A 13,301-nucleotide genomic window follows, 5' to 3' on the forward strand; every position below is an offset into this window, starting at 1 on the left:
CAAGTTCTTTTTTTGTTATACTGGAAGTAATAGAAGAAGAGGTGAAAAGGATGTTACAGCTAACAATTCCAGAAATTATTTTACGGTTAGTCCTAGCGATGGTGATGGGTGGCGCAATTGGTTTTGAAAGACAATATAAGAATCGCCCAGCAGGGATGCGCACTCACATTTTAGTTTGTATGGGCGCGGCTATTATTGCGTTAATTCAGTCGCAAATTGCAATCAATGCATTGAAAGATGCGTTAGCTAATCCGGCTTTGACGGGGGTCATTCGTTCAGATCAAGCAAGGTTGATTGCACAAGTTGTAAGTGGAATCGGCTTTTTAGGTGCTGGAACCATCATTGTAACGAAACAAAGTGTCACCGGATTGACGACAGCAGCGTCACTATGGACCGTTGCTGGTTTAGGGATCGCGGTGGGCATGGGCTACTATACGATTGCCTTAACAAGTTTTATCGGTGTATTATTTGCCTTAACCATTGTCAAACGAATTATTCACGTACCAACAATCAAAAAATTAGAAATTCGCTATCAACATAAACAAGAAACCAAAGAATTTATTAATCAGTATTTTGAAGAAAAACATATTGAAATTTATGATGTGAATTTCAATGTTTCTTGGGTGGATGATACAAAAATCTATACGAATATCTATACTATTGATTTGCCTAAAGGCCTAACGTATGCCGATGTTATCGAAGATCTATCTGTTTCAAATAATGTAACAAAATTACGATTGATTAATGTGTAGAAACATCTATTTATAATTAATGACAACCGCTATAAGTTAAAATGCTTATGGCGGTTTTCTTCTAGTACCTAGGACTGATTTTTTAAGTTTAATATTTCAAAAAGATTACAAAAGAGTTATGATTGTATTACGAGTTAGAAAGAAAGGTGATAAGTAAGATGAATAAAAAAAATAAATTTCTTAGTATTATTGTTGTTGTCGTTGTGATTATTGGTGCATTTGTGATGAAAGCTTATAATCAATTGATTACTTTAGATAATAAAGTCGAAGCAGAATGGTCACAAGTAGAGAATGTAATGCAAAGACGGGCTGATTTAATTCCGAATCTTGTCAGTAGTGTTCAAGGCAGTATGACTCAAGAAAAAGAAGTTTTAAAAGAAATAACGGAAGCACGTAAAGCATACGCAGGAGCAAAATCTTCTTCTGAAAAAGGGCAAGCAAATGAGCAAATTGAAAAAGGATTAGGTAATTTTGTTACAGTATTGAATGAAGATTACCCAAAGTTAGCTTCTTCTGAAAATGTCAAAACCTTAATGACTCAATTAGAAGGATCTGAAAATCGAATTTCTGTTGAACGCCGTAACTATATACAAGCTGTTGAAACATATAACCAACAGATTTCAAAATTCCCTGATAAAATAATTGCAAAACTTTTAGGATTTGAGAAGAAAACTAACTATGTTGCGACAGAGCAGGGAAAAGAAGTACCACAAGTGGAATTTAAATAAAAAATTTGTAGAAAATTTGGGTTAAAAAGAAAGAAGTGAGGAAGGTTGGATAAAAAAGTCGAAAAAATTCAAGAAAAAGTTCGTTTGTTTTATAAAAAGCATCAGCGGAATACAACGATTGTTGTGGTAATTAGTTTAAGTATGATTTTAATATTAGGAATGGCTGCTTGGTATGAAGGAAAGGGAATCTCCTATGAAGCAAAACAAACTGCACTGAGAGAGAAGCAACATGCCTTACAAAAAAAGAGAGACGATATTTTAGCAGGGAAAATGACTGAAGCGTCAACCCAGACAACAATAAATAACTTTTCTAAACAAGAAATAACTGGTGAAAATGAATTAGTGACAATTACTGGAACGAATGGGCAGTTGAACATTAATGATGCTAATATCTATGTTTCAGATAATGCAGGTATTGTCTCAAATCAACTTAAACAGAAAATGTTTCAATTGAATCAACAATTGTTGGAAAATGCGAATGGCGCACAATTTATGCTTATTACCGTTCCTGCGTTACCTAGTGGGGAATCTGTTGAATCTTACAGCAATAAGATTGCTAATCAATTAGGTGTAGGGGATCGTGAAAAAAATAATGGTGTGGTTTTTCTAATGGCAATTGAGGATCGCGAGTCTCGCTTGGAAGTTGGATATGGCTTAGAGAGTATTTTAACGGATAGCTATGCGGATGATATTATTAATAATGAAGAAGTAAAAGAGGCTTTTAGAGACGAGGATTATAATACAGGTCTCAATAAAATTATTGATCAAGTATCGGCTGCAATCAATTCAAAAACCGCACAAGTGGATAATGAATTAACAAATATACAAGCAGAGTTAAACACTAACACAACGAAAAGAAATGTTCTTTTAATGGCAAGTATTGCTGGGATGCTCATTTGTGCTGTTTATATTTTACAAATTTTAAGAACAAGAAAACTTGTTAAAAAAATGTATCAAGATTATTTGAATTGTTTACCAACAAAGGCTGTCCTAAATAACTCAGAACAGACAAAGAAAGTATTAAATAAGATGAAAAAGACTTCTTTTTATTGTTTATATCTTAATGGAGCAACGTTATTTGCCACAAAAGGGAAAATAAGACGTGCCACAAAGCGTGGTTCTTTACTAAGTATATATCCAAATGCAAAAAAACAATCTTTTGGGCGTTTATTAGTAGGAGATACTTTATATAGTTATGATGGTAGTGTTTTGACGTATGCTTATTTAAACTCACAATACAATCCGTCTAATCATAGTAGTTCTGGTAGCGGCAGTGGTGGTTCATTCGGTGGCGGCTCATTCGGCGGTGGCGGTGCCTCAGGAAGTTGGTAAAATAAAAAGCTAGAAACGTTGATCGTTTCTAGCTTTTTGCTATTTATCTAAACCGTAAAGATAGTCATCATCTTTCATGGCTTCAACTGTTCCTAGTAAATAGCCATTTCCTACTTGGGAGAAGAAGTCATGGTTGCTAGTTCCTGTCGAAATACCATTCATTACAATCGGGTTCACATCATTGGCTGTATCCGCAAATAAGGGATCCATACCTAAGTTCATTAAAGCTTTGTTGGCGTTGTAACGTAAAAAGGTTTTTACTTCTTCGGTCCAACCTAAGTCATCATATAATTCTTCTGTATAACGTTCTTCGTTTTCGTACAATTCGTAAAGTAAATTATACATCCAGTCTTTTAGTTTATCTTGCTCATCTTCTGGTAATTCATTAAATCCTAATTGGAATTTATAGCCAATATACGTGCCGTGCACTGATTCATCACGGATAATCAATTTAATAATTTCAGCGACGTTCGCTAGTTTATTGTTTCCTAAATAGTAAAGAGGAGTGTAAAACCCAGAATAGAATAAAAACGTTTCTAAAAATACACTAGCAATTTTTTTCTCTAACGGAGTACCGTTTTTATAAATTTCGTTAATCCGTTCTGCTTTATATTGCAGATGTTTGTTGGTATTTGTCCACTCAAAAATATCATCAATCTCTTTTTTTGTATTTAATGTACTGAAGATAGAAGAATAACTTTTGGCATGGACAGATTCCATGAATTGGATGTTATTTAAGACGGCTTCTTCATGGGGCGTCCGCACATCATTTCTCAGTTGATCCATGCCGCTTTCTGATTGAACAGTATCTAATAAAGTTAAACCGCCGAAAACGTAGCCGACAGTAGTTTTTTCTAAATCGGAAAGAGTCCGCCAATCATCTAAGTCATTGGATAACGGAATCCGTGTATCTAACCAAAATTGTTCGGTTAATTTTTCCCAAGTGGATTTATCAATGACGTCTTCAATGGCGTTCCAGTTAATTGCTTCATAATACGTTGCCATGGTTATTCCTCCTGTATGCTGGGACAGCAGTCTGTTTGACTAGTTGTCTCGTTTCTTCGCTTAAAACGTTCTACAGAGTCCAAATAGGAGCATGCAGCCGTTCTTCTTTGTCCAGTATATCTGAAAATGTCCTGTTTAAAAAGAGAACATTCCTAAAAAATAAGACGCTCAAGCAGAACGCCTTATTTAAGTGCTTTTCATTAAATCACGCAAGACTCACATTGATTGCTGCCAATTTCTTCAGCATCATCTGTAAATGTACGAATATAGTAAATTGATTTAATCCCTTTGTTGAACGCATAATGACGTAAAATGTTTAAGTCACGGGTTGTTTGTTTTGGTGTTTCTTTCCATTCATACAAGCCTTCAGGGATTTCTGAACGCATAAACAAGGTTAAACTCATTCCTTGATCAACGTGTTGTTGCGCTGTTGCGTAGACATCAATCACTTTGCGCATATCCATGTCGTAAGCAGAAGTATAGTAAGGGATTGTATCATTAGCTAAATAAGGCGCTGGATAGTAAATCTTACCAATTTTCTTCTCTTGACGTTCTTCAATCATGCGAGTAATTGGATGAATGCTGGCACTAGTATCATTAATATATGAAATTGAACCATTTGGCGCTACGGCTAAACGATTTTGATGATAAAGACCATCTTTTTTCACAGCATCGCGTAACGCAGCCCAATCTTCAGCCGTTGGAATCTGAATGTCTTTGAAGATTTCTTTCACTTTATCAAATTTTGGTGTAAAGTTGCCTTCAATATATTTATCGAAGTAAGCACCAGAAGCATAATCTGATTTTTCAAAATTATGGAAGACTTGGTTACGTTCTTTCGCAATTTGGTTACTTTCCATTAAAGTCCAGTAATTTAATAACATGAAATAAATGTCTGTAAAGTCTAATGATTCTTCAGAGCCGTATTCCATATGATTTTTAGCGAAGAAGGTGTGTAAGCCCATTGCGCCTAGTCCGATTGTATGGCTTAAACGATTTCCATTTTGGATAGTTGGCACGACATCAATTTCAGAAGCATCTGTTACAAAAGTTAACGCACGCGTCATAGCGCGGACAGATTTTCCAAAGTCAGGACTTTCCATTAAATTAACAATGTTAGTTGAACCTAAGTTACAACTAATATCTGTTCCTAAAACTTCATATTCTTGTTTCCCATTAATAACAGAAGGCGTTTGAACTTGAAGAATTTCAGAACATAAGTTACTCATGATAATCTTGCCATCAATCGGATTGTTTTTGTTAGCTGTATCAATATTGATGATATAAGGATAGCCAGATTCTTGTTGTAATTTAGAAATTTCATTTTCTAAGTCACGGGCTTTAATTTTACGTTTACGTATGTTTGGATTGGCCACTAGGTTATCATATTCTTTGGTAATATCTACATAGGAATAAGGCACACCATATTCACGTTCCACACTATAAGGACTAAATAAATACATATCTTCGTTGTTACGTGTTAATTCGTAAAATTTATCTGGAACAATAACACCAAGAGACAACGTTTTTACACGGATTTTTTCATCAGCGTTTTCTTTTTTAGCAGATAAGAACATTTCAATATCTGGATGGAAGACATTTAGATAAACCACACCAGCACCTTGACGTTGACCTAGTTGGTTAGAGTAGCTAAAGCTATCTTCAAATAATTTCATAACAGGGACAACACCACTTGCTGCGCCATCATAACCTTTGATTGGTGCGCCCGCTTCACGTAAGTTGGAAAGAGTAATTCCTACGCCGCCGCCGATTCGTGATAATTGAAGGGCAGAATTAATTGAACGCCCAATGCTGTTCATATCATCTGTTACTTGAACTAAGAAACAAGAAACCAATTCACCTCGACGTTTACGCCCAGCGTTTAAGAAAGAAGGTGTGGCTGGTTGATACCGTTGATGGATCATTTCATCCGCCAATGTTAAAGCCAACTCTTCATCGCCATCCGCAAAATACAAGGCATTAAAGGCAACTCGATCTTCATATGTTTCTAAATACTCTGTTCCGGCGTTGTTCTTTAAAGCGTATTGAGAATAAAATTTATAAGCCGCCATGAAAGACTTGAATTGGAAATGTTGTTCATCTAAGAAAGCATATAATTTTTCAATAAAGTCCATTGAATATTTTTTGATGAATTCAGTTTCAATAAAATCTTCTTTCATTAAAAAGTTGATTTTTTCTTCAGCAGAGCTGAATTTACGTGTATTCGGTTCTACATTTTCTTTAAAGAAGGCTGCGAGTGCTTCTTTATCTTTATTTAAAGGGATTTGACCATCAACAGGACGGTTAATCTCGTTATTCAGTTTGAAATAGCTGACATCTTTAATTTCTTTTAGACTCAATTTCTTCCACTACTTTCTTAAAGGTCTCCACGTCTTCGTCTGTTCCGCTAAACTCAAAGGAGTATAGAAGCGGAACGTGGTAATCGCGGGCAATATCTTTGGCGGTATAGACAAATAATTCAGCAAAATTACGGTTGCCCCCACCAGCTACACCAACTAACAGTTTTTGGTTACTTTTATAATCAAGAAAGTCATTCACTACCTCTGTAATTTCTGCATCATAGGTAGGAATGACAAGAATAAAAGGCTCATTTATTTCAAAAAAAGGATTCGCTGGCTCAAGTTCATAAGCAGGCAAATCCAATTTTTTAATAAAGCGCCTTGTTTGACCGGTGACTGAAAAATAAACAAGTTTCATCTTAGCTAGCCAATTGTTTTAATTGGTCTGGACGGAAGCCAACAACGGTTGTTGCTTCAGATGTGATTACCGGTACGCTTTGGAACCCTTGTTCTTTTAACCAGTCGATAGCATCTGGTTGTGCGTCGATATTGATTTCTTCAAAAGCGATGTTATTTTCACTTAGGAAACGTTTCGCCATTTTACATTGGATACAGTTATTTTTTGAAAAGATTTTTACGTTCATTGAAAGTTCCTCCTCTTTTTTTCTACATAGACTAGTATAAATCTATGTAGAAAAAAGTCAACACTTTAACACTATATATTGTGGTGCGTTTTTCTCATAATACTAGTTTTTGTGTTTTTGAAAGAAAAATGAAAACACGTGAATCCTCGTTTTTAGGAGAAAAAACACATTGGTCAGTGTTTGACAAACAAAAAAATTAAAATTTTGAAAGAGAACATTTAGTGAAAAAACACTAAATATTGTGTTGACATTTGAGTTAGGCACAAGAAGAAAAAATAAGCGGATTTGTTATTGAATGAGTGGAATTTTATAGTAGCTAGTAACATAAAAAACAAGAGCTGACTTTTTTCAAAAATAGTAACCTGAAAAAAGTGTCTCTATATAGAAGGAAAATAGAAGAAAACAGGAGATACATCCAGAAATTCATTGACTTTCCGTGTAAGCAAGCGTATTCTTTTAATTGAGAACGATTCTCATTTTCGTTTGAAACTTTTTCACATGGAGGAAAGTAAATGATTACGTTAGCGCAGGCAGAAGTTGGGAAAGTCTATACAGTCGAAAGCGTCCAAGCAGATATTCAGACAAAGAAACATCTGAACAATTTAGGTGTCGTTGCAGGCCAAGCAGTTGTCCTTGTCAATTATCAGAATCAAAATGGTATTGTTTTATTACATAATAGTCGAATTGCGCTGACAGATACGATTTTACAAGCGATTCATGTGGAGGAGCGCTCGGCGAATGAGAAAGTTTGGGTCTCCTTAGATACCTTGAAAGTTGGAGAACGCGCTACAATAGTAGGTATCCACGGACAAGGAGCGGTGAAACGTCGGTTGATGGACATGGGCTTAACAAAAGGAACAGTAATTTTTATTCGCAAAGTAGCTCCTTTAGCTGATCCAATTGAAATCAATGTACGTGGCTACGAACTAACGTTACGAAAAAGTGAAGCGGAACTAATCTTGGTTGAAAAGGAGGAAAGCGAATGACTCAGCAAATTGCACTAGCCGGCAACCCTAATAGCGGTAAAACGACAACGTTCAATATGTTAACAGGAGCCAACCAATATGTTGGAAACTGGCCAGGGGTGACTGTGGAACGCAAAGAGGGGGTGGCAAAGAAAGATAAGACACTCATTATTCAAGATTTGCCAGGGATTTACTCTCTTTCTCCTTATACGCCTGAAGAAATTGTGGCACGAGATTATCTTTTGGAGGACCAACCTTCAGTGATTTTGAATATTCTCGATGTGACCAATTTGGAACGGAATCTTTATTTAACAACACAATTAATTGAAACTGGATTACCGGTTGTTTGTGCGTTAAATATGATGGATTTGTTGGAAAAAAACGGCCAAACATTGAATAGTGAAAAGTTAAGTTATGGCTTAGGCGTGCCTGTTGTTGAGATTAGTGCTTTGAAGAATCGTGGGTTGGATCATGCTTTAAAACAAAGTAAGCAGCGAGCGAATGCCATAGAGACAGAGGTTATTTATCCTTCTTATGATAATCGCTTAGAAGCAGCACTTGCTGAAATTGTTGATATTTTAGGGAATACTGTTCCTGAAACGCAACAGCGTTGGTATAGTTTAAAACTTTTTGAACGAGATGTTCGAACCAAAGAGCAATTATTATTGAGTTCTTTTCAAGAAAAAGAAATTGAAGAAGTCATTCAAATTACTGAAAAAATCTTTCAAGATGAAAGTGAAGCGATTATCATTAATGAACGCTATGCCTTTATTGCTCGATTAATTGCTTTGTGTGCGACGAAAAAAACAGAAATGACATTTACTCACAGTGATAAGATTGACCGAGTGGTAACCAATCGGTGGTTGGCGTTGCCAATCTTTGCGTTTGTGATGTGGTTGGTCTATTACTTATCTATTCAAACGGTTGGTACAATGGGGACAGACTGGTTAAATGATGTCTTTTTTGGGGAATGGGTTCCTCAATTTGTGGGAAATTGGTTGGCGCAATGGCAAGTAGCGCCATGGATGCAAAGTTTAATTTTAGATGGGATCATTGCAGGTGTTGGGGCGGTGTTAGGATTTTTACCACAACTGGCCGTCCTGTTTTTATGTTTAGGTTTTTTAGAAGATTGTGGCTATATGGCCCGGATTGCCTTTGTCATGGATCGCTTGTTTCGGAAATTCGGCCTATCTGGTAAGTCGTTTATTCCAATGTTAATTGCGACAGGTTGTGGGGTCCCAGGCGTGATGGCTAGTCGAACGATTGAAAACGAACGCGATCGGCGAATGACTATTATGGTCACGACTTTTATGCCATGTTCGGCGAAGTTGCCAATTATCGCTCTGATTGCAGGTGCATTTTTTCCTAACCAAAGTTGGGTCTCGCCCTCTGCTTATTTCTTAGGGGTTGCTTCCATTGTGTTATCAGGAATTGCTTTAAAAAAGACCAAGCATTTTTCGGGAGATCCAGCACCATTCATTATGGAACTTCCCGCCTATCATTTGCCACAGCTTAGAAGTGTGGTTCGGCATGCCTATGAACGATGTCGCTCATTTGTAAAAAAAGCAGGTACGATTATTTTTGTTTCCAGTATTCTCATTTGGTTCATGTCACATTATTCTGTGACGTTTCAACCCGTTCCAGAAAGTCAAAGTATTCTAGCATTTCTAGGTAAAGGGTTGGCGGTGCTATTTATCCCATTAGGCTGGGGTAATTGGCAAGGGGCAGTTGCCACAATTACAGGATTGATAGCGAAAGAAAATATTATTGGTACCTTAGGTATTTTATTTGGCAATGTGAAAGATGTTTCTGAAAACGGGGTAGAAGTCTGGGGCGCACTGCAACACACCTTTACGCCAGTCGCGGCCTATTCGTTCTTAACTTTTAACTTATTATGTGCACCTTGTTTTGCTGCAATTGGCGCAATTCGTCGTGAAATGGGAGACCTCAAATGGACATTAGGAGCCATTGGTTATCAATGCGGTTTGGCTTATATGGTCAGTTTTGTGATTTATCAATTAGGCCATGTGTTAGTCGAAAAAGGCACACTAACTCTGGGGACTTTTTTAGCGATGGGTGTTGTTTTAGCTGGATTTTATTTCCTTATAAGAAAACCAAAGCCAGGCAAAGAAAGTGTCCAAGCAATCACTTCTTTAGAAAGAGGGTAATAACGGATGGCAACAATTATTTTATCCATTTTAATTTTTGGAACAGCAGGAATCATCACCTATCGACGAATCAAAAAAGGGGAAAGTTGTGAAGATTGTCAAACAGCTTGTCCTGTAAAAAAAGAACAATCTTCACAAGAATAACAACTGAAAAAAATTCCCTCTTGTATAAATAATAGCGGAGTGCTACAATATTGAGGTAGCTGAAAAGCCATTTTATACAACGGGGGCATAGCTCAGTTGGTTAGAGCATCTGACTCTTAACCAAATGCTCTGCTTGTGAAAAAAGATTTATAAAGCTTTATAAATAGGTTTTTAGTTTGTGAATTTTTTGTTGGCAATATATTGCCAACAAATTGCCAACGAAAAAAAGTCTAAAAACAAGAAACGATACCACAAAGATATTGTTTCTTGTTTTTTTATTCTTTAAACCCAAATGCGTTTTCTAAAGCTTCTGCTGCACGATCTTTTACTCCTGCGGTTAAATGCGTATATAAATTAGCAGTTGTCGAATATGATGCATGTCCCAACCATTCTTGAATGGATTTCATATTCTGCCCACTATCTAACATTATTGAAGCATTAGAATGACGCAAGTCATGAAATCGAATTTTTTTCAATCCATTTTTCTTAATCAACTTACTCAAACGATGTGTTACATATTGAGGTTTCATCAAACGTCCATCCTCCATAGTAAATACGTACTCATTATCTTCTAAAATATAATCATCTCCTAAAAGAATACGATTATCTTGTTGCCATTTAGCTTGATTTACTAATGCTCGTTCAATCGTTTCAACCAAAGGCAACGTACGATAGCTGGAAGAGTTCTTTGTTTGATCTTTCTTTATTAACTGGGACATATTCTCTGGATTTTCTATGATTACATGGTTGATCACGATTTTTTTGTTAAAAAAATCAATAGCAGACCATTTTAATCCTAAAACTTCACTTCTTCGCAATCCATAAAATGCTGTTAAAAGAACTACTAAATAGAGCTTTTCTTCTGACAAAATATCAAGTAATTCCAAGATTTCTTGTTGATTATAAACTTGCGAAACAAATTGTTTCTTTTTTGGCTTGCTTACTTTATCTGCTACATTTGTACTTATCAATTCTGTAATAAAAGCCTCTTGAAGAGCTTTACGTATAAATGCGTGATAATGAATAACCGTATTAGCTGTACAGTCATCATTAAGCATATATTGATAAAAATCTTGTAAATGATAAGGCTTTAACCTAATTAGTTTAATTTTTTTAGGATAGAAAAACTTGTAAATTCGATTATGGACGTAATGCTTATACCCAACATATGTGTTAAATGCTACTTGTTTTTTTGACACTTCCAAATAATTAAGTAAATAGTCATAAAACAATAAATTGGGATTAGCACATTCACATTCCATAGCTAATTGACTCTCCAATTCTAGTAAAAATTCATCTCTAATTTTTTCTGCTCGTTTTTTATTTCCTTTCTTTTTTAATTTTGTATCTTTCCACTTTTGTCTAATTTTTCCGTTAGAGTCTTTGTAAGATACAACTACTTGTAATGTTCCTCTTTTTTCAATTATGTTTGCTCTTAATTTCAATTCAATCTCTCCTCTTAAACTGAAAATATCGGCAAAATTTTGACTATTCTATTATAGCATGCTTTTTACCTGTATCTTGTGTTTTTAATATATAATCAATGACAGCTTTTTTAGGAATTTTATATCTTGTTCCAATTTTTATATGTTCTATTGATCTATCTCTTAGCAAATCATAAGCTTTGTTTTTTCCAATATTCAACATTTTAGTTAAATCAGTAATTTTCATTATCGATGGATAACTTTCAAATATTTTTTCATAATCTTGAAAATCCATAAAATTCACTCCCAATTCTGATAATAAGTATTGCACTTTTTTATTTTAGGTGTTAGAATAACAAAGTATTAAATTTGGGCTGTTAGCTCAGTTGGTAGAGCAGATGACTCTTAATCATCGGGTCGCGGGTTCGAGCCCCTCACAGCCCATTGGGTGCCAAACCCTTAAATACAGTGTAAACGTTGGTGCTTAGCATTTAGAAAACGTATATACTGTATTTTTTTGTTTTCAAAAGAGACTGTAGTACCCCTTTTTTTTACTAAAAGCCCACTGTAGTCATTGATTTTTTTGATAAGAAAGGAACATAATTATGAATAATGAAATTGCTAATATAACAATAATCCGGGAAACTTTACAAAACCATACTGCAAATGAGATCTCTAAACATACAGGATTAAATTTGAGTACTATAAAAAAACTAAAAAGTGGAGAACGTTTAATAGAAAAACTAAATTTACATGATGCTATTTGTCTCACTGAATTTGGTCTTAAAAATAATAGAAAAAATGTTGAAATCAACATATGGAAGTAATTCTTAATCAGCTGCTTTTGTCAAAAGCACATAGGAATTTCACCTCTCCCCAAGTTTACGGCGAACTTTACGGAAGTATCATTATCCCAACTTCAAATCATCGCTTTTTATTGACTATAAAAATCATTTTAGAATGTTTATTGCTCCTTCTTGATAGTAAGAAATCATGGCGCAACTAAAATATGCTCCTTGAAGTGTTAACGTACTGATAGAATGTATTTAGTTTTCAATGATCAATAGGTTTTCTACCTAAAAGAATCCACTAATCTCTTAACTATTAGAAGATTCTTTTAAACAGAAAAAGTGGAAAGGGGATTTTTTTAGTTAGTTAATTTTAAATTTTAAGATCGCTTCTATTAATTTAATTTCTAGCTGTCTTAGCATATACTCATCCACATAGGTAATAAATTGACCCACCTCATTAAATCCATTTGTTAAACATAACTTAGCTATATAACTATGATAATGTTTGAGTATCATATTCATCGAAATTGGATCTTCTTCTAGAGCAGATAGAATAATGGATAGTGGAACTAATGAGTACTGCCGTTTTTTTGACTTATCTACCATAGGTCATACCCCATTTTCAATTGTTCAACTGCCCTCGTTCGTTGATACCAGATACCACTCGTACTCATATTGAGAATTTTACCAATTTCAGTATCGTTAAAACCTGCAAAATAATAAAGTAGGATAATCTTCCTTTTTATATCCGATAATTGATCAATTGCTGCTGATAACTTTTGATCTGAAACTAATATTTCCATTCCAAATAAGAAATAGACATCTTGCTCATCAAAATGAGTTTGGGAGTACTTGCCATCATTTGAAACAGTCAATGGTTCCTCATTATCTTTTATTTTAGTGTTTCTTTTCCTAATAGACTTAGCTTCGTTTCGTAATACTTTTTTACAGTAGGCATCAAATTGATATTGTATAGATTTCTCGTTGTAGTTTCGTTGCATGATAAATATGCTCCTTTTTCCCCTTTCCACTAATACAACAATCAGAA

Annotated in this window: 15 protein-coding genes and 1 tRNA gene; 8 read left to right on the forward strand and 8 right to left on the reverse strand. The window is 35.0% G+C overall.

Translation table 11 applies throughout. The annotated features are described in order from the left end of the window. The first annotated feature begins 50 nt into the window (after positions 1-50). From IGI80_RS05485 to IGI80_RS05495, 3 genes are all read left to right on the forward strand, one after another. Positions 51-752 carry an MgtC/SapB family protein gene (locus IGI80_RS05485; protein ID WP_002355354.1) on the forward strand — a complete coding sequence of 234 codons (702 nt, stop codon included), beginning with the start codon at positions 51-53 and terminating at the stop codon, positions 750-752. Between the two features lie 158 nt (positions 753-910). Further along, complete coding sequence (locus IGI80_RS05490) at positions 911-1,480, forward strand: LemA family protein (RefSeq protein WP_002386098.1); 570 nt, start codon at positions 911-913, stop codon at positions 1,478-1,480. Between the two features lie 45 nt (positions 1,481-1,525). Further along, complete coding sequence (locus IGI80_RS05495) at positions 1,526-2,812, forward strand: TPM domain-containing protein (RefSeq protein ID WP_002385313.1); 1,287 nt, start codon at positions 1,526-1,528, stop codon at positions 2,810-2,812. Positions 2,813-2,851: 39 nt separating this feature from the next. On the opposite strand, the gene nrdF is transcribed toward IGI80_RS05495, so the two are convergent. The 4 genes from nrdF to IGI80_RS05515 form a co-directional block, all read right to left on the reverse strand. Next, positions 2,852-3,817: a class 1b ribonucleoside-diphosphate reductase subunit beta gene (gene nrdF, locus IGI80_RS05500; protein WP_002355357.1), complete on the reverse strand. Its 966-nt coding sequence runs from the start codon at positions 3,815-3,817 to the stop codon at positions 2,852-2,854. Positions 3,818-4,017: 200 nt separating this feature from the next. After that, entirely contained in the window at positions 4,018-6,177 is a 2,160-nt protein-coding gene (nrdE, locus tag IGI80_RS05505) for a class 1b ribonucleoside-diphosphate reductase subunit alpha (protein ID WP_002358443.1), read from the reverse strand. Further along, entirely contained in the window at positions 6,158-6,535 is a 378-nt protein-coding gene (nrdI, locus tag IGI80_RS05510) for a class Ib ribonucleoside-diphosphate reductase assembly flavoprotein NrdI (RefSeq protein WP_104890976.1), read from the reverse strand. Before nrdI ends, nrdE begins: the two co-directional genes overlap by 20 nt. A gap of 1 nt (position 6,536) precedes the next feature. Next, positions 6,537-6,761: a redoxin NrdH gene (locus tag IGI80_RS05515; protein WP_002355360.1), complete on the reverse strand. Its 225-nt coding sequence runs from the start codon at positions 6,759-6,761 to the stop codon at positions 6,537-6,539. Positions 6,762-7,273: 512 nt separating this feature from the next. On the opposite strand from IGI80_RS05515, the gene IGI80_RS05520 reads away from it, so the two are divergent. The 3 genes from IGI80_RS05520 to IGI80_RS05530 are packed head-to-tail and all read left to right on the forward strand — an operon-like array spanning position 7,274 to position 10,038. Then, on the forward strand, positions 7,274-7,747 hold the full coding sequence (locus IGI80_RS05520; protein WP_002387693.1) for a ferrous iron transport protein A: 474 nt from the start codon (positions 7,274-7,276) through the stop codon (positions 7,745-7,747). Continuing rightward, on the forward strand, positions 7,744-9,894 hold the full coding sequence (gene feoB / locus IGI80_RS05525) for a ferrous iron transport protein B (protein ID WP_002355363.1): 2,151 nt from the start codon (positions 7,744-7,746) through the stop codon (positions 9,892-9,894). Before IGI80_RS05520 ends, feoB begins: the two co-directional genes overlap by 4 nt. Positions 9,895-9,900: 6 nt before the next feature. Then, positions 9,901-10,038, forward strand: a complete 138-nt coding sequence (locus IGI80_RS05530) for a hypothetical protein (RefSeq protein WP_002355364.1) — start codon at positions 9,901-9,903, stop codon at positions 10,036-10,038. 275 nt (positions 10,039-10,313) lie between these two features. Here the strand turns inward: IGI80_RS05530 and IGI80_RS05535 are convergent, their stop codons facing one another. Beyond that, on the reverse strand, positions 10,314-11,483 hold the full coding sequence (locus tag IGI80_RS05535) for a tyrosine-type recombinase/integrase (RefSeq protein WP_438722770.1): 1,170 nt from the start codon (positions 11,481-11,483) through the stop codon (positions 10,314-10,316). Positions 11,484-11,526: 43 nt separating this feature from the next. Then, positions 11,527-11,757 carry a helix-turn-helix domain-containing protein gene (locus IGI80_RS05540; protein ID WP_438722772.1) on the reverse strand — a complete coding sequence of 77 codons (231 nt, stop codon included), beginning with the start codon at positions 11,755-11,757 and terminating at the stop codon, positions 11,527-11,529. 76 nt (positions 11,758-11,833) lie between these two features. Here IGI80_RS05540 and IGI80_RS05545 point away from each other — a divergent pair. Then, positions 11,834-11,906: transfer RNA gene (locus IGI80_RS05545), tRNA-Lys, on the forward strand. Between the two features lie 161 nt (positions 11,907-12,067). Next, positions 12,068-12,289: a hypothetical protein gene (locus IGI80_RS05550; protein WP_438722774.1), complete on the forward strand. Its 222-nt coding sequence runs from the start codon at positions 12,068-12,070 to the stop codon at positions 12,287-12,289. Between the two features lie 324 nt (positions 12,290-12,613). Here IGI80_RS05550 and IGI80_RS05555 read toward each other — a convergent pair whose 3' ends face one another. Continuing rightward, the gene (locus tag IGI80_RS05555) at positions 12,614-12,859 is read right to left on the reverse strand and encodes a helix-turn-helix domain-containing protein (protein ID WP_438722775.1); all 246 of its coding nucleotides are present in this window, start codon (positions 12,857-12,859) and stop codon (positions 12,614-12,616) included. Continuing rightward, positions 12,853-13,254 carry an RNA polymerase sigma factor gene (locus IGI80_RS05560; protein WP_438722777.1) on the reverse strand — a complete coding sequence of 134 codons (402 nt, stop codon included), beginning with the start codon at positions 13,252-13,254 and terminating at the stop codon, positions 12,853-12,855. The genes IGI80_RS05555 and IGI80_RS05560 overlap by 7 nt, the downstream gene beginning before the upstream one ends. Positions 13,255-13,301: the final 47 nt, after the last annotated feature.

The sequence above is a fragment of the Enterococcus sp. DIV1420a genome, assembly GCF_051712165.1.
Classification (GTDB): domain Bacteria; phylum Bacillota; class Bacilli; order Lactobacillales; family Enterococcaceae; genus Enterococcus; species Enterococcus faecalis.

Coding starts and splice junctions, on each gene's coding strand:
- IGI80_RS05485 (WP_002355354.1), top strand. CDS start 51: ATGTTACAGCTAACAATTCCAGAAATTATTTTACGGTTAGTCCTAGCG.
- IGI80_RS05490 (WP_002386098.1), top strand. CDS start 911: ATGAATAAAAAAAATAAATTTCTTAGTATTATTGTTGTTGTCGTTGTG.
- nrdF (WP_002355357.1), bottom strand. CDS start 3,817: ATGGCAACGTATTATGAAGCAATTAACTGGAACGCCATTGAAGACGTC.
- nrdI (WP_104890976.1), bottom strand. CDS start 6,535: ATGAAACTTGTTTATTTTTCAGTCACCGGTCAAACAAGGCGCTTTATT.
- IGI80_RS05515 (WP_002355360.1), bottom strand. CDS start 6,761: ATGAACGTAAAAATCTTTTCAAAAAATAACTGTATCCAATGTAAAATG.
- IGI80_RS05520 (WP_002387693.1), top strand. CDS start 7,274: ATGATTACGTTAGCGCAGGCAGAAGTTGGGAAAGTCTATACAGTCGAA.
- feoB (WP_002355363.1), top strand. CDS start 7,744: ATGACTCAGCAAATTGCACTAGCCGGCAACCCTAATAGCGGTAAAACG.
- IGI80_RS05530 (WP_002355364.1), top strand. CDS start 9,901: ATGGCAACAATTATTTTATCCATTTTAATTTTTGGAACAGCAGGAATC.
- IGI80_RS05540 (WP_438722772.1), bottom strand. CDS start 11,757: ATGGATTTTCAAGATTATGAAAAAATATTTGAAAGTTATCCATCGATA.
- IGI80_RS05550 (WP_438722774.1), top strand. CDS start 12,068: ATGAATAATGAAATTGCTAATATAACAATAATCCGGGAAACTTTACAA.
- IGI80_RS05555 (WP_438722775.1), bottom strand. CDS start 12,859: ATGGTAGATAAGTCAAAAAAACGGCAGTACTCATTAGTTCCACTATCC.
- IGI80_RS05560 (WP_438722777.1), bottom strand. CDS start 13,254: ATGCAACGAAACTACAACGAGAAATCTATACAATATCAATTTGATGCC.